Source organism: Thioalkalivibrio sp. ALJ24, assembly GCF_000377785.1.
Taxonomy (GTDB): domain Bacteria; phylum Pseudomonadota; class Gammaproteobacteria; order Ectothiorhodospirales; family Ectothiorhodospiraceae; genus Thioalkalivibrio.
This window is the reverse complement of sequence record NZ_KB898728.1, coordinates 242,763-261,021: the sequence shown is the minus strand read 5'-3', so window position 1 is coordinate 261,021 and position 18,259 is coordinate 242,763. Positions and strand designations below refer to the sequence as shown.

Genomic DNA, 18,259 nt, shown 5'->3' with positions numbered 1-18,259 from the left:
AAGGCTCGCCGCCGACTACAGACCAATCAGCTGGGCGTGGACGCCGCTGGCGGTGACGGTGTCGAGCAGTCGGTGGCTGTTGACCCGCTCCGGGTCGTATTCGACCACGACCAGGTGTGGCTTCTCCTCGTGGCTGGATGCCGCCATCACCCCGCTCATCCCGCGCAGTTGGTCCTGGATGCGTTCGCGGGCCTCGGCGTCGATGGTTTCATCGATATGAATGGTCACATCGGCCATGTTGTCGCTCATGATGGCCTCCCGGGTTCGCCCCTCTGGCAAGTTCTTCCTTCGAAGATAGACGTTCGTGCCGGGTGGTGCGGGCCAGACGTGCGGCCGGGGCCTTTGGGGGGTCAGGCATCCGCCTCCGTACGGTGGCGGCGGTACAGGCGCAGGGCCGCGAGTCCGACCAGCAGCGAGGCGGCTCCGCCGATGATGAACACCTGGCCGGGACTGGCCCCGGCCGGGCCGGTGAGCCCCCAGAACAGCACCGGTGCCAGCAGCATCGCCCCGAACGACAGGAAGTTGCTGGCGGCGATGAAGCGCCCGCGCCGTTCCTCCGGGCTGTGACCCTGCAGGTAGGCGGTGATCGGCACGATGAAGAACCCGGAGGCGATGCCGAGCAGCACCATCAGCACCAGGGTGGCCGGGTAACTGTCGGTCGTGAAAAACAGCAACGCGCTGATCAGGGCGGCCGCGATCATGCCGGCCGGGGCGTGGTGCATGGCGATGCCGCCGCGCGACAGATAGCCGGCGAGGATGCTGCCGGTGCCGATGCCCAGGGCCAGGGTCGTCAGGATGATGCCGGTGGCCAGCTCGCCCAGGCCCAGGTGCAGCTCGGCGAACAGCGGGACGTTCAGCTGATACAGCGTTCCCAGCGCCCAGAACCAGGCGATGCCGAGGACCACCAGGAACAGCACCCGCTGCGGCCGGATCTCGGCGATCGACTGCACCACGGTGGCGAACGGGTTCAGCCGGAACGGCGCCGGGTTGTTGATCGCACGGGTGGGGGTGACGAAGAAGCTGGTGATCAGGCCGGTGAGCGACAGCGCCACGATCACCACCGCCGGGATCCACAGCGCCTCGCCGGCGAACTCCATCACGAAGCCGGCCAGCGCGGTGCCAAGGATGATCGCCAGGAAGGTCCACAGCTGGATGTGCCCGTTCGCGCGGGACAGCTGCGCGTAGCGCACGATCTCCGGCAGGATGCCGAACTTCACCGGGCTGAAGAACGTGCTCTGCAGGCCCATCAGGAACACCGTCACCAGCAGTCCGGGGAAGTAATCGATGATCAGCATGAGTGCGGCGGTCAGCAGCACCACGGCCTCGGCCGAGCGAGTGGCGACGATCACCGCCTTCTTGCTGTAGCGGTCGGCGATGTAGCCGGCCCACGGCGAGAACAGCACGAACGGCAGCAGGAACACGAACCCGACCAGGCTGTAGTAGAACGTGCCTTCGCCCTCGGCAACGAACTCGCGCAGGGCGATGAAGATGACGACCAGGCGGAAGAAGTTGTCGTTGAGGGCGTTGATGAAGACCGTCGCCATGTGGGCGACGAAGCCCGGCCTGCGGACGTCGGAGGTGTCGGTCATGGGTGCATCCCGGAGGTTTCGCGCACGCGTGTCGTCGCAGATTGCAGGCACGGCCGATCGCCCCGCAAGTTCGAACCACCCACATCCGAGGAGTTGCCATGAGCCGTTTCGAACAACGTATTGCCCACCTGGAACAGAGCCTGCCGCACGTGGAGCCGGCGGAGCTGGCGCGCTGGCGGGAGGCCGGGGAACCGCTGCTGCTGGTGGACGTGCGCCAGCCGGAAGAGGTGGAGGCCGGCTCCATCGAGGGGGCCGTGAACATCCCCCGGCCCAGGCTGGAGGCCAGCATCGAATCCCATCTGGAGGATCCGGCGCAGCCCGTGGTGGTGTTCTGTGGCGGGCGCGGGCGCTCCCATCTGGTGGCCGAGAGCCTGCGCGCGATGGATATCGACGCCCGGGTACTGCGCGGCGGATTTGCGGGCTGGCAGGACTATCGGCGGGAGTCGTAACGGCTTACGGCATGCAGTGAAGTCACAGACCCCAAGGATCCGTGCGTGGCACGACCTTTGCTCATCTCCATTGCTGGTTTGCCAGAAGGTCTTGCTGAGCCTCTCCGACCGGATGGATCGAAAAAGGACCGCCGGGTCGGTGCGGGGGGCACCGAGAGCCGACGGCAAAATCCAGAAGAGATGGAGGAGAGAAGGGGCCAGGAGGCCCCTGCATGGCGAACCGACGCTGAGCTGCCGTCGACTCGACAATGGGAATTATACACGGGCGCAAATTAGAATCAATCCATATTCGAAAATTTTCGCTACAGATTTTCCCCTTCTGACAGTGACTTGCGATCCATCGGGTGACAGTTCTGGCATTTCTATACATTAGCGGGTGCCAATATTCGCAGTTTCCAGCGTTACCTGGCTGGTGGTATCGACACCGGGTCGCGTCATGGCGGGAAACAGGAGTTGGCAGACGGATTGCATCGATGGGGCAGGACCATCAGCGAGAGGCCAACAGAGCATGACGATGCACCTGAGAATGATCGATTGCGGCGATGATCTGGACGCCGAAGCCCGGAAGCAGCAAGAGCGCGAACAGGCGGTGGTTCAGCGCCTGCTCGCATCCCACGACGCGATCCGCAGGGAGCTGGAGTTCATTGAAGGCGGCAGCCGTACGGTGACCACCACAAGGGACCCGGAACTGGCGGCCCTGCTGCGAGTGCATGTGCCGGAGCTGCATCGTCGGCTGCGCGAGAGTGCCCACCTGCGCGATCGCGATCCGCTGTATTGCACCCTTTTCGAGCAGCGCGAGCACATCGTGGTGCGCGTGGAGGAACGCCCGGATGGTGTGGTCGTGGAAGAGGTCAGCGAGGATCCGGATCTGGCGGACAGGCTGCGCGAACACGCCCGGCAGGTGGATACCTTCATTCAGGCGGCGCGCAACGTGGCCGGTGAACTCACGCAGGCGGTTGAGGCGGCGGTGACGGGGCCGGTGGGCCGCGTGGCCTGAGCCGAGTCGGGCACAGTTGCCAAATTCCCCGATAAGTTCTAAAAGAGTCAATGGAGCCAGCACAACCCGGGAGGTTGATCATGTTCCATTCGATTCGTTTTGCATTTGGGGCCGGCGCCCTGATGGCGCTGGCCGCGGGGCCGGTCCACGCGGATTCGGCGACCTTCAATATCCCGAGCCTGACACCCGAACTGGCAACCAAGGCGGTCGAGGTCGCGGTGGATGCCTGCCGTGACCGCAACGCCCAGGTGACCGCGGCGGTGGTGGATCGCTTCGGTACCACCCAGGCCCTCAAGCGCGACCGCTTTGCCGGGCCGCACACCGTTGATACCGCGCAGAGCAAGGCCTGGACCGCCGTCAGTTTCCGCACGGATACTCTGGAGCTGCGCGATTCGACCGACCCCGGCGAGATCAGCTACGGCGTCCAGCATCTGCCGAACGTGACCATCCTCGGCGGGGGCGTGCAGATCACCGATGACGGCCGGATCATCGGCGGCATCGGAGTGTCCGGCGCACCCAGCGGGGAGGTCGACCACGAGTGCGCGATGGAGGCCATCGACGTTCTGCAGGATGACCTGCTCTGACCTGCTGGGGGCGGACTGAACCGGGCCGGCTCAGCGGCGTTTCTTGCGCCCGCGCCGCCGCCGGCCCACCTTGACCCGTTCGGCCGCGGCCTGCAGATGCGTGCGAGCCTCTTCCGGGATATCGCGCGAGCAGCGCACCCGTACTCCGTCACGGCCACGCACGGCCGTCACCCGGCCTGCGCGCAGCCCATGGCGGCTGACCACATCGCGCACCGCGTGCAGGAAGTTGCGCGAAGGATCGCCGCGGGTCACCCGCAGGCTGCCGTCATTCTCGATCACCACGCTGAACAGGATGCTTACCTGCCACACCAGCAGGATGGCGGCGATGATCAGAAACGCGATCATCAGCAGGAAGGTGACGAACATCATCAGCGCAGTACGAAGACCGAGACCGGCAGGCGCCGGGCGAGTTCGCCGGCATTGGAGCTGATCAGATGGAGGCGGTCGGCTACACCCGGGATATGCGAGGCCATCACCACCAGATTGGCATCCAGTTCCTTCTGCGCCTGGATGAGCTTGTCGTCGAGTTCCACTGCCACATCGTTGCTGTGCATCAGCTTCGAATCGGTACGAATGCCGTGTTTCTCGCCCTGTTCGCGGGCGAATTGCGCCAGGTGCTTCTCCATTTCCTCGGGGGTGCGGGCGGCGCGATTGGCCAGACTCCCTGATACGGTGACGTAATACACCGTGGCGTCGTATTCCCGGGCCATGCTGGCAGCGATCTCGAGGCTGTTCTGCAGCTTGTCGGCGTGTTCCAGATCCACCGGGATCATGATCCTTTCAAACATGTGTACTCCCTGAAGGGTTGGGGCGGCCTGCGCGTCCTTCCAGCCATATAGCAGATTCCCGTGGGCAAGGGCAGTCGGCCGCGGGCTACGGTGCTATGGTTTCATAGTTTTCGTCCCGGAGGATATGCATTGGCAGCGGAAACAGGGGGCGGGGAGGATCCGTACAAGGTCCGACTGACGCCGGCGTTCTCCGTGCTGGTCGGAGGACACCGGGGCGGGCGGCTGGAGCGCACCTGGTTCTCGCACGGGGATGTCGCGGCCCGGCGTGCCAGTCTGCAGGCAACCCTGGAACAGGTGCTGCGGCGGCTGTACGGGGCCGCCTCCGAGCATTTCGCGGGTACCGACGCGGTGTATGCCGACGTTCCTCCGGTGATGCGCCTGCTGACCGGTCGCGCCTCGGGTACCGACGAGATGGCGCGCCGAGTCGCGGGAAGGCTGGACTGCGATCTGCACCTGATCTCCACCGACGAGGAGATGGCCGGGGAGCCGGGCGTGAAGCCGCGGCGGGGCGTGGTCCTGGGGGCGCAGCCGGCGATCGGGGAGGAGACCATGCGCGAATCGGTCTATCACCTGCGGGACGACCTGGCGCTGACGTTCTCCGACATGCTGGTGGCGGTATGGGATGGCCACGAACCGCACGAGGTAGCCAGCGGCGTCGGGCACATGATCCGCGACGCGGTGAGGCGCCGCCAGGGCGTGATCCTGCTTTACCTGCATCCGGAGCGGGATACCCCGCAGCTGTTGATGCTGACCGCGGCGCGGGTCACCGATGCCGCGCTGGGCCGGCTCGAGGTGATGGAGGTGACGCCGGCGGCGCTGCTGTCGCTGTTCGATCCGCTGGAGCTGGATTCGCGGCGGATCGACCAGTGGATGGAGCGCATCCTGTGCCCGTTCACCCCCGCGCTGGACGAAGACAGTACCGAAAACCGCCTGATCCGGCGGATCGACGATCAGGTGGGCGTGGCTCACTACATGGTCTGGTGGGCGTTGTGGCTGCTGGGAGTGCTGCGGCTCACCCGCCGGCGACGACGCCCGCCGGGCCTGTGGAACTGGATCCGTGGCAGCTGGATGTGGCTGCAGGCGATGCTGGAGCCCCCGGCGCGCAGTCAGCCCTCCCGGGTGGTGGAGCTCCTGTGTACCGATGTGCGCCCCGAGATGCGTCGGCACTGGCTGCTCAACCGCATCCATGCGATGTTCTCGGCGCTGGCCATGCTGGACGTGCCCGGCGCCCTGCGCGCCCTGCGCCCGCCGCCGGCGCGCGGCAGCCGCTACAACGCGGTGCGGCCGCGCCCGGAACGCGAGGCCGGACACCCGATCCGCGAGCCGGCGTTCGAGCACTTTTTCAACTGGTCGGACGAGCAGGCGAGCATCTTCGACGCGCGCCGCAAGGACGACACCTGGATGATCTACTACGCGGCGGCCCTGGCCGTGTTCGCCGCAGTCGCCGGGGCCCTGCAGGTGTGGCCGGCGGCGCCCGGCGAGGTGCCGTATTTCTGGATTGCGGTGGAATTCGTGCTGCTGCATTTCATCGTCCGCCGGGTACTCAAGGCGCGCTACCGCGATCATCACGGACGCTGGATCCGCTTTCGTTTCCTCGCCGAGCAGCTGCGTTACCTGCGCCTGGGGTATCCGTTGCTGGTCATCCCGGAGACCTTCTCCGCGCCGTACTGGCGCCCGGAGAACCGCCGCCCCGAAGGGCGCCCGATGGAGCTTCATTCGGAACTGGAGAGCGCCGAGCTGTGGGTGCTGCAGCGCCTGCTGGTGGCCGAAGGCATGCCGCAGGACCGCCGCGGCCACGTGCCGTACCGGATGAGCGAGCACAACGAGGCGGCGCTGGAATACATCCAGGACGTGCTGGGCGAACACCGCGACTACTATCGCCGGTCGGCCCACAACCTCGAGATGAACCACAAGTACCTGCACCGCCTGGCGTTCATCCTGTTCTTCTCGACCTTCCTGGTGGTCACGCTGCACTTCTTTTTCCACCTTCCGTGGAGCCTGTTCTTCACCGCGTTCTTCCCCGCCTGGGGCGCGGCCATCCACGGCATCCTCGCGCAGAACGAGGTGGTGCGGATCTCGGCGATGTCGGGGCAGGTGTGGCGCCAGCTGAGCGTGCTGGAGGAGTCCTTCGCCCTGCACAAGCAGGTTCAGGCGGACTACGAGGTGGAGCAGACGCGCTGGATGCGCACCGAGGAACTGCGCGAGCTGGTGGGCGCGGCCACCCACATCCTGTCCGACGCCAACCGCTACTGGCGTTCCCTGCTGCGCCACAACCAGGCCGATCTGCCGGCCTAGGTGTGATCTCTCAGTAGGTCGCGTCGAGGACGGTGTAGCCCTCGGTACGCCAGCGCAGCATCGCGATCGGCGCCCGATTGACCGGCCGGATGAAGTCCGGCAGATCCTCGGGGTCCAGGTCCCGGTCGCGCAGGCTGGCGGCATCCGCCTTCACGCGCACGCCGCTCTGCGCGGCCAGGCGCTCGAGGCGGTCGCGCACGTGGCCGGCGGCGGTGGCGTCCTCCAGCGGGAGGTGGTCGTCGCCCGTTACCAGCAGCGCGGTGGCCGCATCGCGAAAGCTCACGATCATGTCCGGCTTCACCCCCTGCGCGTCCAGCGATTCCAGGGTCTTCTCGATGATGCTGATGCGCGCGATCAGGTGCTCGGGGCGTTCGTTGGTGATGTCCCACACCAGCCGCGCCCGGTCCAGTCCCGCCAGCGCGCGGGCATTGTCGGGTGCGCCGCGCCAGTCATCGAGGATCTCCAGCACCGGTTCGATCGCCGGGGGCTCGTCGGTCACCGGCGTGGGCACCAGCAGGCCGCGGTGGGAGCCCTCGAGGATCAGCGGGTCCGGCTGGCCTTCCAGACGCAGGGATTCCACCGGCACCACACCGTCGCCCAGGCCCTCGCCGGTCTCTTCCAGCCAGCGGGCGATGCGCCGGGGTACCTCCGGGGCGTCGACCTGCCGGCCCAGCTCGATCAGGCCCTCCTCCATCTCCGGTGGGGGCTCGGCCAGCACCCCGCCGATCAGGCGTACGGGGAGGTCGTCGGGCCAGGGGCGCTCGTTCAGGTCGGCCAGGAACCGACTGTCGGGCCGCAGGTCGATCTTGGCCGCGCCGGTCCCGTCGCGCAGGCCGGCGAACACCGAGAAGCGTTCCTCGCGGATGTCGGCGAACCATTCGCGCAGCTCCAGCCACATGCGCAGACGCGCCCATTCCGAGCCGTGGTTGGGCGTGGCGATCAGGATCACGCCGGCCACCGGCGGCCCCTCGACCCGGGGTTCGCCCTCCGCCGGGTGCCGCCAGCGGGTGACGAAGTCGCGGATCACCAGCCCGCCCATGCTGTGCCCGACCAGCACCACCGGGCGGTCGAACTCGAGGGTTTCCCAGTATTCCGCCAGCAGGTCGGTGCTGCGATCGATCGCCTGATCGTTGGGGTAGCGGAACTCCCAGGGGTTGAAGGCCGCCCCGTCCAGTGCCACCACCAGTTCGTCCCAGATGTTGCCGGGCTCGTCCAGTCCGTGCAGCAGGATGGCATCCGGCGGGGCTCCCTCCGGGTAGCGCTGCGAGCGCGGGAAGAAGCCCCGCAGCTCGTCCGGCAGCTCCATCGCCTCGGGGAACCATTCCTCCAGACGGTCGTGCGCCTGCACGCGAAGCTCGCGCTCGCGCTCGGGCTGAAATTCGCCCCAGAGCGCCCAGACCCCCAGAGCGAACAGGGGCAGGGCGATGAGAATGAGCAGGCTCCGCCGGAGACGGCGTTGCATGGTTGCCTCCTCCGGACGTGACGAGGCGGTGTCCGGACGGGACGTTTACTGGCCTTCGACGACTGTCAGGCCGAGGTTGTGCCACATCTGCATGCCGCCGCGGTACCACTTGATCTTGTGGCCCGGGTAGCCGAGGTTGGTCAGCGTGCGGATGTTGGTGGGCGACTGGCCGCACCACGGGCCGTTGCAGAACAGCACGAGGGTCTTGGCGTCGGAGAAGTCCAGCAGGTCCCACTGATCCATCACGTTGAACTCGTCCACGAGCCGGTCACGCACGTCCGCCGGGTCCGCGTCGCCGTCCATGTGCAACTCCTGCCAGGGGATGTTGATGGCGCCGGGGATGGTGCCGGCGGCGTAGTCGTGGGGCTCGCGGGAATCGATGATCATCAGGTCGTCACGCTCGCCGAGCTGGGCGAGGTAGTCCAGGAATTCGATCTCGCCCAGGGTCTCGACCCCGCGGCCCAGTTCCATCGGCTGCACGCAGAATGGCGGGCAGGGGCGCGAGGTCATCGCGAACTCGTTGTCCAGCCAGTTCTCGGTGTCCTGGTTGCGCTTGATGGTGACGGTCTCGTCACCATGCGGCACCTCCAGCTTGTCCAGATCCGAGGTGATGCCGACCTCCAGGGCCGAGGCGGGGCCGGCCAGCCCCAGCGTAAACAGACCGGCCAGGGCCAGTCCGGGGGTGAAACGTTTCCGCATGTCATCCTCCATTGTGTTCTTGTGAAGCGGCCCTCTGATTGTGCTCCAAACGCGGTTTTCTTGCATCGGACCCTGGTGGCCCCGGTCCCGGCGTGACACGGCTTACCCTTCAGGGTTGCCGACCCGGGCCGTTACTGTTCACGGGGCCGGCGGAAACGGCCCGGCATTTCGGGAGAGGACATGGGAACGAAACAGCGGGGCAAGCAGGAGCGCGCGGGCCGGCGGGCCGGACTGCTGCTGGCGGGCGCGCTGGGCGTGTCCGCCGCCGTGCCCGGGCTTGCGGATGACGCCGAACGCCCGACCCACGAGGTCCAGCGCGGCGACACCCTGTACAGCGTGGTGCAGACCTTCGACCTCCCCGAAGGCGTGTCGGTCAACGAGGCCATGCTGGTCTTTCTCGAAACCAATCCGGAGGCCTTCGCCGGCGACAACGTCAACACGCTGAAGGCCGGCACCGTGCTGCGCATGCCGCCGGCCTCCGCGTTCGAGGGCCGCGACCCGGACAGCGCCCGCGCCGAGGTCCTGCGTCATATCGAGAACTGGGATCCCGGTGCGGTGCGGGCGGCCGACCGCTTCGAGGCGCTGCCCGAGGATCCGGAAGGGATGTCGCGCGCTGCGATCGAGGAACGCCTGGCCTCGCGCGATGCCGAGATCGAGGAGCTGCGGGAGATCGTCGAGGAGCTGCGCTTCCTGGTGGAGTCCGAGCGCCTGGAGGCGGCGACCGATGCCGCGGTGGAAGAACTGCGCCAGCAGATGGAAGACCGCCTCGACAGCCTGCGCACCGAACGCGATCAGCTGCGCGAACAGCTGGTCGAGGTCGAGGATCGCCTGGTCGAAGTGGAAAGCCGGCCGGCTCCCGACGAGGTCCCGATCACCGAGCAGCTGACCCGCCCGGCGGTGATGGTCGCCCTCGGGGCGATGGCGCTGGGGCTGGGCCTGTTCCTGGTCGCCGGTATCCTGCTGGGTCGGCGTGGTGGTGGCAGCGGTACCGCTCAGGGCGGCAAGGCCGGTGGCAAGGGCCAGAGAAAGGGCAAGGGGCGCGGGCGGGCGAACGCCGAAGAGGCTCATGATGACGGCACCACCGGTCCCGCGGCCGCCGGGGCCGGCGTCGTGGCAGGTGCCGCTGGCACGGCAAACGCCGCCGACGAGCTCGACCGTCGACAGGACCCCAGTTTCGGTCCGGAACCCGAGCCAGAGCCAGAGCCGGAGCCGGAGCCAGAATCGGAGCCGGAGCCAGAACCGGAGCCGGAGCCAGAACCGGAGCCAGAGCCAGAGCCAGAGCCAGAGCCGGAGCCAGAGCCAGAGCCGGAGCCAGAGCCGGAGCCGGAGCCAGAGCCGGAGCCAGAGCCGGAGCCAGAGCCGGAGCCGGAGCCGGAACCGGAACCGGAACCGCAGAGCACGGGCGACAGCGAGGACGACGACTGGACTTTCGATTTCCCGGACCCCGACGACGAATCCCGGTAACCTGCCCTGTAGGGCGCCGGCCTCCTGCGGCCGGGGGCAATGCCCCGGGCCGCATGGCGTTGTTCGGTCCCATCGGCGTGCGGTCGCATAATCGGGGAGATAAGAATGAACGCCCGCGCGAGGTAAGCCGACCCCATGGCGACCGTGAAAAGCACCTGCTACGAATGCGACGCCAACTGCGCGATCGACGTGACCCTGGACAACGCCGGCGAGCCGGTGAAGATCGACGGCCCCGACTGTCCGCGCTGCTACGTCCAGCTCGATCGCCGCAACCATCCCGAACGCCTGCTGTACCCGCTGCGGCGCACCGGACCGCGCGGCAGCGGCGAGTTCGAGCGCATCTCCTGGGACGAGGCGCTGGACACCATCGCCGAGCGCCTGCGCGCGACCCGCGACGAGCACGGCGCCCCGGCGGCGGCCTTCTTCGCCGGCTACACCAAGGAGGCGCGGCCGCAGCTGCAGCGCCTGGCGCATGCCTTCGGCTCGCCGAATTACCTGACCGAGAGCGGCTGCTGCTTCTCCTCGACCAAGGTGGCGGAGGAAGTGACCTTCGGCACCAAGATCAAGACCTCCTCCACCGTGGCCTCGGATGCGACCCGCTGCGTGCTGGTGTGGTCCACCAACCCGCGCGGCTCCATCCCGCCGTTCCATCAGCATGCGCTGGCCGCGGCACGACCCGGCTGCGCCACCGTGGTGGTGGACCCGCGCGTGACCCCGCTGGCGAAGCAGGCCGAGGTGCACCTGCAGATCCGCCCGGGCACCGACGGGGCGCTGGCGCTGGGCATGCACTACCTGATCTTCGAGAACGGCTGGCAGGACCAGGCCTTCCTCGACGACTGGGGCAACGGGGTGGAGGCCTTCCGCGAATACGTGGCCGAATTCCCGCCGGAGCGGGTGGCGGCGATCTGCGGCATCGAGGAGGCCGATCTGCAGCGCGCAGCCGAGCTCTACGCGACCCGCGCGCCGGCGCAGATCATGCTCTCGCCCACCGCCACCGTGCAGCATTCCAACGGCTTTCAGAATCACCGCGCGGTGACCCTGCTGGCGGCGGTCACCGGCAACATCGATCGCGAGGGTGGCAACCGCTTCTTCAACGACAAGGTCACGCCGAAGCCGATCGACCTGTTCGACCATTGCAAGGAAAACCTGCCGCCGCGCATCGGCGACGAGATCTTCCCGGTGTGGACGGCCCACTGGCCGGCGGCGCAGAGCATGCTGCTGCCGGACGCGATCCTCGACGGCCGGCCGCAGCAGGTTCGCTCGCTGCTGGCGATGGGCATCAACACCGCCATGTGGCCGAACTCGAAGCGCATGGAACAGGCGCTGGGCGCGCTGGATTTCTTCGCCGTGTCGGACTTCTTCCACAACCCGGCCACGCGCATGGCGGACATCGTGCTGCCGGCCGCCACCAGTCTGGAGCGCCCGGCGCTGATCGCCTATCCCGGCTGCAACTTCCGCGGCGAACTGCGCTACCGGCATCAGGCGGTGGCCCCCCGCGGCGAGGCACGCGCCGACGCCGAGGTGTTCCTCGAGCTGGGCGTGCGCCTGGGCATGGGCGAGCAGTTCTGGAACGGCGACCTGGAGGCCAGCTGGGCTGAGGCCGCCGAGGGCATCCCCGAGACCATCCGCGAGCAGGTGTACAACGACCCGGACGGGGTGACCGTGTTCGCGAAGGCGCTGGACGACATGGTCGAGCACGGCTTCGATGAGGGCGACCGCCAGTACCGCCTGCACGGTTTTCGCACCGTCAGCGGCAAGGTGGAATTCGACGCCGCCGAGCTGCGCGAGGCCGGGCACGACGGCCTGCCGGTCTGGCGTGAACCGGCCGAGAGCCCGGTTTCCACGCCGGAGCTGGCGCGCGACTATCCGCTGGTGCTGACCAGCGGCGCGCGCCACAAGCACGCGACCCACTCGCAGCACCAGTACCTGGAGCGCATGCGCCGGGCGATGCCGGAGCCGCTGGTCGAGCTGCACCCGCAGGACGCCGCAGCGCGCGGCATCGCCGACGGCGACACCGTGGAGGTGCGCTCGCCGCGCGGGCGGGTGGCCTTCGTGGCGAAGGTCACCGACCGCATCAAGCCCGGCGTGGCGCACTGCCAGCACGGCTGGAACCACGCCAACATCAACGAGCTGACCGACGACCGCAACCTCGACCCGATCAGCGGCTTCCCCGCGTTCAAGTCGCTGCTGTGCGAGGTGGAACGCCTGCGTGCCGGGCACGAACAACGCATGCCGGAGGCGGGCTGACCTTGCCGTTCGTTGGCGTCCTCCCCGAGCGTCGGCACATCTTCCGGCCCGAGCCGCGCCGCGAGGTGGCGGTGTCCGATGCCGCCGCCTGGCGTCTGAACCCCGGGCATCGTCACGTGTACGACAAGCTGCGCCTGGCCCTGGATGCGGGTCTGATGGCCGCCCCCTGCGGGGTCGCGCCCACGGATCTGGGCCTGGCGGCGGAGGACACGGTGTTCGTGAAGCCGATCACCAACCTGGCGGGCATGGGGCTGGATGCGCGTGCCCTTCCCGCCGGCGAGGTGCCGGCCGAGCCCGGCAGCTTCTGGTGCCAGCGTCTGGAGGGTGCCCACACCAGCACCGACTGCCTGGTGGAGGACGGCGAGGTGCGCTGGTTCGCCCACACCCGCGGCTCGAACGAAAAGGACGCCGCGCGCCCGATCTACTGGGAGGTGGGCGCCGCCGTGCCCGAGGTGGAGCCGTGGATCGCCGACTGGGTGCGGCGCAACCTGGCCGGTTACAGCGGCATCTGCAACATCGAGCTGATCGGCGGGCGGCCGATCGAGGCCCATCTGCGCGGCTCCAACGGCTTCTTCGACTTCTACGGCCCGCAGTTCATCCCCGCCTGGGTCTCGTTGGCGGACGGCGAACCGTTCACGCCACCGCCGCCGATCCCCGGCGGCTACATCATCTCGGTCTTCGGCGAGGTCGAACTGACCGACGCCGATTTCCGCGCCGCCGAAGATACCGGCGTCGACCTGAAGCCCGATCCCTCGACCCCTGGCCGGTCCGCCATCCTGCGCAGCGCCGACCGCGACGCCGGCTTTGCCCTCTACCGCCGCCTCACCGGCCGGCCCGCCCCCGAATAGAGACGCCGGATTGCGCAAGGGGTGTGTTTTCAGAGCAACCGGGCGTTGACGCCGAGGGGCTCGGCGGCGGCCACCAGAACTTTGTCGAGGGAGCAGAGTTCGAGGCCATGGTTGTATGCGATGGCGAGATGCAGGGCATCACCTGCGCGTAACCCGGAGTCGTGTTGGTCGGCGAAATGTGCCGCAATGGCGTAGTCGGCCGCCGCGACGGACAGGCTGCTCAGCGAGGCTTCGCGCAGGCCGGCAAAGGCCGCGAGCACCGTTGCCCGCTCCCCGGTCGTCAGAATCTGTCTGCGAACCTTCATCGACAGGGCCGCCGAGAACTCGGTCACCGTCCAGTCACTGATATGCAGCGTTTCGACCGGCTGCGCCGCGAGCCAGGTCTGCATGTCGCCTGTGCGCGGCTCGCGGGTCAGTGCGGCCACCAGCAAGCTCGTATCCAGATAGCGCATCAATAGCGCGCGTCGTCGCGCAGGGAGCGTACAAGATCCTGTTCCGAGCAGCTGCTCTGGGCGTCGGTCAACGCGCGCAAGGCGCGGGCATCGATCGGTTGCCTGGCCGGAGTTGCACGGCTCAGTCTCACCACCGCCTTGCCCCGCCTGGTGATGATGATGTTTTCGCCCGAGGCCGCGCGCTCGGCCAGCTCGCTGAGGCGAGCCTTGGCGTCGGCGAGGTTGATGGTGGAATCCGACATTTCGTGCTTCCTGACTATCTTGATGGTCACATTATAGACGCCCGACCCTCCGTGTGTGCCGGGGGAATAGCGCGCACAAAAAAGCCGCATCGACACCCAGCCAAGAAAAGGCGTCGATGCGGCGGGGGACTCCCTTCCCGCGGCGTGTCGGGACACCACCCCAACGTGCCGGTCCAACGGAGATGTCACGCAGATACAGCAGCATGTCAGTCGCGTGGCAGGCTCGCCGCCCCGGTGCCCCGATGAAGGCGCCACGGCGGGTGAGCACGAGGGCTAGTTTCCACCCTGTCCACGCATGAGTAAAACAAGTTTTTGTCACGTAGTATGTGAATCGGACTCATGAAGGAGGGCGACATGCTGGAGATCCGGCATTTGCGGGCACTGCACGAGATCGTGCGGCTGGGCAGTGTGACGGCGGCGGCCGAGTCGCTGTGCGTCACCCAGTCGGCGCTGTCGCACCAGCTGCGGCAGCTGGAAGAGCGCATGGACGTGGTGCTGTTCGAACGGCGCAGCTCGCCGGTGCGGCTGTCGCCGGCGGGCACGCGCCTGGTGCAGGCCGCCGAGCGCGTGCTGCCGGAGGTGGCCGCGGCCGAGCGTGACATCGCCCGCATCCGCGACGGCCGCGGCGGGCGGCTGTACCTCGCGCTGGAATGCCACAGCTGCTTCCAGTGGCTGATGCCGTCGCTGGCGGCCTTCCGCGAACACTGGCCCGAGGTGGAGCTGGACCTGAGTCTGAGCCATGGCTTCGATGCCCTGAATGCCCTGCGCGAACGCGAGGTCGACGCGGCAGTGTCACCGGATCCGGTGGAAGACCCGGAGCTGATCGCGCTGGACCTGCTGGAGTACGAGAACCTGCTGATCGTGCCGCGCGGCCATCGTCTGGAGGGGGCGAGCTACGTGGAGCCCGCCGACCTCGAGGGCGAAACCCTGATCACCTACCCGGTGGAGGAGGAGCGCCTGGATATCTGCCGGCATTTCCTGCACCCGGCGGGCATCTCGCTGCCCCGGCGCACGACCGAGGTGACCGCCATGCTGCTGCAGCTGGTCGCCAGCGGGCGGGGCGTGGCCTCGCTGCCGGAATGGGCCCTGCCGGAACTGGAGGCGCAGATGCAGGGCGCGGCCAGTGGCGCGCGCGGCTCCGGACGATCCGCCATCGCGCGTCTGCGCATGGGCCCCGAGGGCCTGTGGAGCACCCTGCGCCTGGCCATCCGCCGCGAGGACGAAGGCCTCGCCTTCATGCAGGACTTCGTCGGCATCGCCCGCGACGAACTCCACCAGGCCTCCGTGCGCCGCGGCTGATCGGCACGGGGTCAGCAGCCGCCGCCACCGCCACCACCGCCTCCGGCGGCCCCTCCGGCGGCGACGCTCGAGTCGCCGGTGCTTTGTTCCAGCCACATGGCCATATGGCAGGCAATGGCGATGGCCCCGACCGGGCGCGGATGGATGACCTCCACGAACCAGCCGCCGGTCAGGCCGGTTTCCTGCTTGGGCCGAAGTGTGGCGACCATGTCGCGGTTGTCGCGCAGGGTATAGCTGAACAGCCCGCGCCGGTCGGTGCGTTCGCCGTTGAGCTGGTAGTGATCGTCGCGATAGCTGAACAGCCCGCTGAGCGTCTTGCGGTCGGTGCTGGTCTCCTCGATCTGCGTGACCGTACCCGCGCCGGCACGCCAGACCTCCTGGCGCTGCGGCATCCCGAAGAAGCCGACATTGCGCTGCAGCTGCTGGAAGAACCCCGCGTCCGGCGGGTCGGCCAGGCGCATGCGCGTGGTGGCGAAATGCAGCTCCGGCCTGCCGAACCAGGCCGCGAGCCCGCCCGAGGGCCGACGCAGCCGGGCGATCGGCGTGCCGGCCTGGCGCAGTTCCGCGACGCTGCTGGTCTTTTTGCCGAAAAACGGCAGCCGCTTGAGCGGCGAGATCTTCACGAACTCCAGTTGCCCTTCCACCGGGCTGTCTTCGCCCGGCGGCGGGGAGCCGGAGCCCGAGGGGGCCTCGACAGCCCCTCCGGTGGCGTTCGGGGAGGGCTCGTTCGGTTGCCATCGGGCCGCCGGCCCGTAACCACGCCTGGCCATGCCGGTCTCCTTGCGCGATCGCGCATCTCCGTGGATCTGGTCCGAGTATAGGTCGATGGATCCTGACCGGCCCCGCATCCGGGCACAGTCCAGCCTGAGCTCAATATAAGAAAATTGTGATATAGTTCCGCGCCTTTCCGCAGGTCTCCCGTCAGGTATTTGCTGCATGGACGAGCAACGAGGCACAAGCAAACCCCCGGAATGGCTGGTCGGGCTGGGCATCATGGCGCTGGTCGGGCTGGGCTATTTCGCCGGGGCCTGGCTGGGAGTTACGCAGACGGTGTCGCCGGACGGCAAGGCCATCATCTGGCCCCCCAACGCCGTCGTGCTGGCGGCCCTGCTGTTGCTGCCCGTGCGGCGCTGGGCCTGGGTGGTGCCGGCGGTGATGGCGGCGGAGCTCGCCGCCGACCTCCCGACCTTCCCGCTGTGGGCCGCGCTCTCCTTCGGCATGGTGAACCTGTTCGAGGTGTTCCTCGCCGCGTCGCTCATCCGCTGGTTCACCGGTCCGCGTTTCGATTTCGACAGTCTCGCCCGGGGCGGCTATTTCCTGCTGTTCGGGCCGCTGCTGGCGGCCGGAGTGGCCGCCCTGTTCGGCGCCGGGATCTACCGCGGGCTGCTGGGCGAGGAGGGCGGTTACCTCGCGCACTGGCAGATGTGGTGGTTCGGCGATGCGCTGGGCCTGCTGGTGTTGACGCCGCTGCTCGTCATCCTGATCCGCCAGCACCGCGAGCTGCTTCGCGGGTGGACCGGTGGTCGGGTGCTGGAGGCGGGTGCCCTGCTGGTGCTGCTGGCGGCCATGGCCACAGTGCTGCTGACCACCGGGCGAGCCGAGGACGGTGGGCATCCGCTGGCCCTGGTCCTGTTGCTGCCGCCGGTGCTGTGGGCCGCGGCCCGGTTCGGGGTGGCCGGTGCGGCGCTGCTGGTGGCGCTGGTGGCGGCCACCGCTGTCGTCTGGATGGTGCACGTATCCTGGCCGATGTACGGCGTGGATCCCGAAGGGGCGATCCTCGCGATGCAGGAATTCCTTGCCGTCACCGCGATCACCGGGATCGGGGTCGGCCTGTTCATGCGCGAGATCGAGTCCCAGCGCATGCGGCTCAGGTTGTTCGAACGGGCCATGAAGGCCATCAATGATGCGGTCATCATCACCGATGCCCGGCGCCGGGATAACCCGATCATCTGGGTGAACGACACCTTCGAAAAGCTGTTCGGGTACTCGCGCGAGGAGGTCATGGGCCGTAACTGCCGGTTCCTGCAGCACGGCAATAACGAGCAGCCGGGCGTGCAGGAGGTCCGCGAGGCGTTGCGGCGCGAGGAGCCGGTGCAGACGCTGGTGCGCAACTACCGCCGCGACGGCGAACCCCTGTGGATCCAGCTGAGCCTGGCGCCGGTATGCGATGCACACAACCGGGTGACGCACTACGTGGGCGTGCAGCGCGACCTGACCGAATTCAAGCGCTCGGAAGAGGATCTGGAGCAGCGCGTGGCCGAGCGTACCGCCGCGCTGCAGGAGGCCAACCAGCGGCTGGAGCGGATCGCGTCCACCGATCCGCTCACCGGTATCGCCAACCGCTGGTACTTCCTGGAGGTGGCCGAACGCGAACTGCTTCGGCGTGCCAGGAATTCCAGTCCGGTGTCGTTGCTGATGCTGGATCTGGACCACTTCAAACAGGTCAACGATACCTGGGGGCATCCGGTGGGCGACCGGGTGCTGCATGCAGTGGCCGATACCCTGCGCGATTCCCTGCGGCCGCTGGACCTAAGCGGGCGCTTTGGCGGCGAGGAATTCCTGGTCCTGTTACCCGGGACCCATGCCGAAGAGGCCCGCGAGATCGCCGAACGACTGCGTCGGGCCGTGGCCGCGATGGCCATCGAGCACGAGGGCGAGAGCGTCCGCGTGACCGTCAGCATCGGCGTGGCCATCAGCGACGGCGAGCGGGACATCGACGGACTCATCTGCAAGGCCGACAACGCCCTCTATCGGGCCAAGAGCGAAGGCCGCGACCGCGTCGTCATCGATCATCCGGGTGCGGCCCCCGAATGATCGGAATCCGGGACTGACGCCGGGCTCGGG

General features: G+C 68.1%; 17 protein-coding genes and 1 pseudogene. 9 read left to right on the top strand and 9 right to left on the bottom strand.

Features of this window, described 5'->3' with window-relative positions; translation table 11 throughout:
- Positions 1–15: 15 nt before the first annotated feature.
- Together D571_RS0108595 and D571_RS0108590 are read right to left on the bottom strand one after the other, a co-directional pair.
- The gene (locus D571_RS0108595) at positions 16–249 is read right to left on the bottom strand and encodes a hypothetical protein (protein ID WP_018936277.1); all 234 of its coding nucleotides are present in this window, start codon (positions 247–249) and stop codon (positions 16–18) included.
- 101 nt (positions 250–350) lie between these two features.
- A complete protein-coding gene (locus D571_RS0108590) occupies positions 351–1,589 on the bottom strand; it encodes an MFS transporter (protein ID WP_018936276.1) in 1,239 nt (412 codons plus the stop codon).
- Positions 1,590–1,687: 98 nt separating this feature from the next.
- On the opposite strand from D571_RS0108590, the gene D571_RS0108585 reads away from it, so the two are divergent.
- The 3 genes from D571_RS0108585 to D571_RS0108575 all read left to right on the top strand — a co-directional run bounded on the left by D571_RS0108585 (position 1,688) and on the right by D571_RS0108575 (position 3,619).
- Positions 1,688–2,038, top strand: coding sequence for a rhodanese-like domain-containing protein (locus D571_RS0108585; RefSeq protein ID WP_018936275.1), 351 nt, complete (start codon positions 1,688–1,690; stop codon positions 2,036–2,038).
- Between the two features lie 508 nt (positions 2,039–2,546).
- Positions 2,547–3,035, top strand: a complete 489-nt coding sequence (locus tag D571_RS0108580) for a hypothetical protein (RefSeq protein ID WP_051076168.1) — start codon at positions 2,547–2,549, stop codon at positions 3,033–3,035.
- Positions 3,036–3,115: 80 nt separating this feature from the next.
- Complete coding sequence (locus D571_RS0108575; RefSeq protein ID WP_018936273.1) at positions 3,116–3,619, top strand: heme-binding protein; 504 nt, start codon at positions 3,116–3,118, stop codon at positions 3,617–3,619.
- 30 nt (positions 3,620–3,649) lie between these two features.
- Here D571_RS0108575 and D571_RS0108570 read toward each other — a convergent pair whose 3' ends face one another.
- Together D571_RS0108570 and D571_RS0108565 are read right to left on the bottom strand one after the other, a co-directional pair.
- Complete coding sequence (locus D571_RS0108570) at positions 3,650–3,988, bottom strand: DUF3634 family protein (RefSeq protein ID WP_018936272.1); 339 nt, start codon at positions 3,986–3,988, stop codon at positions 3,650–3,652.
- A complete protein-coding gene (locus D571_RS0108565) occupies positions 3,988–4,407 on the bottom strand; it encodes a universal stress protein (RefSeq protein WP_018936271.1) in 420 nt (139 codons plus the stop codon). Before D571_RS0108565 ends, D571_RS0108570 begins: the two co-directional genes overlap by 1 nt.
- A gap of 129 nt (positions 4,408–4,536) precedes the next feature.
- On the opposite strand from D571_RS0108565, the gene D571_RS0108560 reads away from it, so the two are divergent.
- The gene (locus tag D571_RS0108560; protein ID WP_018936270.1) at positions 4,537–6,702 is read left to right on the top strand and encodes a hypothetical protein; all 2,166 of its coding nucleotides are present in this window, start codon (positions 4,537–4,539) and stop codon (positions 6,700–6,702) included.
- 433 nt (positions 6,703–7,135) lie between these two features.
- On the opposite strand, the pseudogene D571_RS13665 reads toward D571_RS0108560, so the two are convergent.
- Both D571_RS13665 and D571_RS0108550 read right to left on the bottom strand, forming a co-directional pair.
- Positions 7,136–8,164 (bottom strand): annotated as a pseudogene (locus tag D571_RS13665) (esterase/lipase family protein); the annotation flags it as partial.
- A gap of 45 nt (positions 8,165–8,209) precedes the next feature.
- The gene (locus D571_RS0108550) at positions 8,210–8,863 is read right to left on the bottom strand and encodes a rhodanese-like domain-containing protein (protein ID WP_018936268.1); all 654 of its coding nucleotides are present in this window, start codon (positions 8,861–8,863) and stop codon (positions 8,210–8,212) included.
- Positions 8,864–9,043: 180 nt separating this feature from the next.
- Here D571_RS0108550 and D571_RS0108545 point away from each other — a divergent pair, with 180 nt between their 5' ends.
- The 3 genes from D571_RS0108545 (at position 9,044) to D571_RS0108535 (ending at position 13,422) form a co-directional block, all read left to right on the top strand.
- Entirely contained in the window at positions 9,044–10,327 is a 1,284-nt protein-coding gene (locus D571_RS0108545) for a FimV family protein (protein WP_018936267.1), read from the top strand.
- Between the two features lie 135 nt (positions 10,328–10,462).
- Positions 10,463–12,574, top strand: a complete 2,112-nt coding sequence (locus tag D571_RS0108540; RefSeq protein ID WP_018936266.1) for a molybdopterin-dependent oxidoreductase — start codon at positions 10,463–10,465, stop codon at positions 12,572–12,574.
- 2 nt (positions 12,575–12,576) lie between these two features.
- Complete coding sequence (locus D571_RS0108535; RefSeq protein ID WP_018936265.1) at positions 12,577–13,422, top strand: hypothetical protein; 846 nt, start codon at positions 12,577–12,579, stop codon at positions 13,420–13,422.
- Between the two features lie 29 nt (positions 13,423–13,451).
- Here the strand turns inward: D571_RS0108535 and D571_RS0108530 are convergent, their stop codons facing one another.
- Positions 13,452–13,874, bottom strand: coding sequence for a type II toxin-antitoxin system VapC family toxin (locus D571_RS0108530; RefSeq protein ID WP_019571070.1), 423 nt, complete (start codon positions 13,872–13,874; stop codon positions 13,452–13,454).
- The gene (locus tag D571_RS0108525) at positions 13,874–14,116 is read right to left on the bottom strand and encodes a type II toxin-antitoxin system Phd/YefM family antitoxin (protein WP_018936263.1); all 243 of its coding nucleotides are present in this window, start codon (positions 14,114–14,116) and stop codon (positions 13,874–13,876) included. The genes D571_RS0108530 and D571_RS0108525 overlap by 1 nt, the downstream gene beginning before the upstream one ends.
- Positions 14,117–14,470: 354 nt before the next feature.
- Between D571_RS0108525 and D571_RS0108520 the strand changes: the two genes are divergently transcribed.
- Positions 14,471–15,415 carry a LysR family transcriptional regulator gene (locus D571_RS0108520; protein ID WP_018936262.1) on the top strand — a complete coding sequence of 315 codons (945 nt, stop codon included), beginning with the start codon at positions 14,471–14,473 and terminating at the stop codon, positions 15,413–15,415.
- Positions 15,416–15,426: 11 nt separating this feature from the next.
- Here the strand turns inward: D571_RS0108520 and D571_RS0108515 are convergent, their stop codons facing one another.
- Positions 15,427–16,185, bottom strand: coding sequence for a hypothetical protein (locus D571_RS0108515; RefSeq protein ID WP_018936261.1), 759 nt, complete (start codon positions 16,183–16,185; stop codon positions 15,427–15,429).
- A 166-nt stretch (positions 16,186–16,351) separates the two neighbouring features.
- On the opposite strand from D571_RS0108515, the gene D571_RS0108510 reads away from it, so the two are divergent.
- Positions 16,352–18,229, top strand: a complete 1,878-nt coding sequence (locus D571_RS0108510) for a diguanylate cyclase (RefSeq protein WP_018936260.1) — start codon at positions 16,352–16,354, stop codon at positions 18,227–18,229.
- Positions 18,230–18,259: the final 30 nt, after the last annotated feature.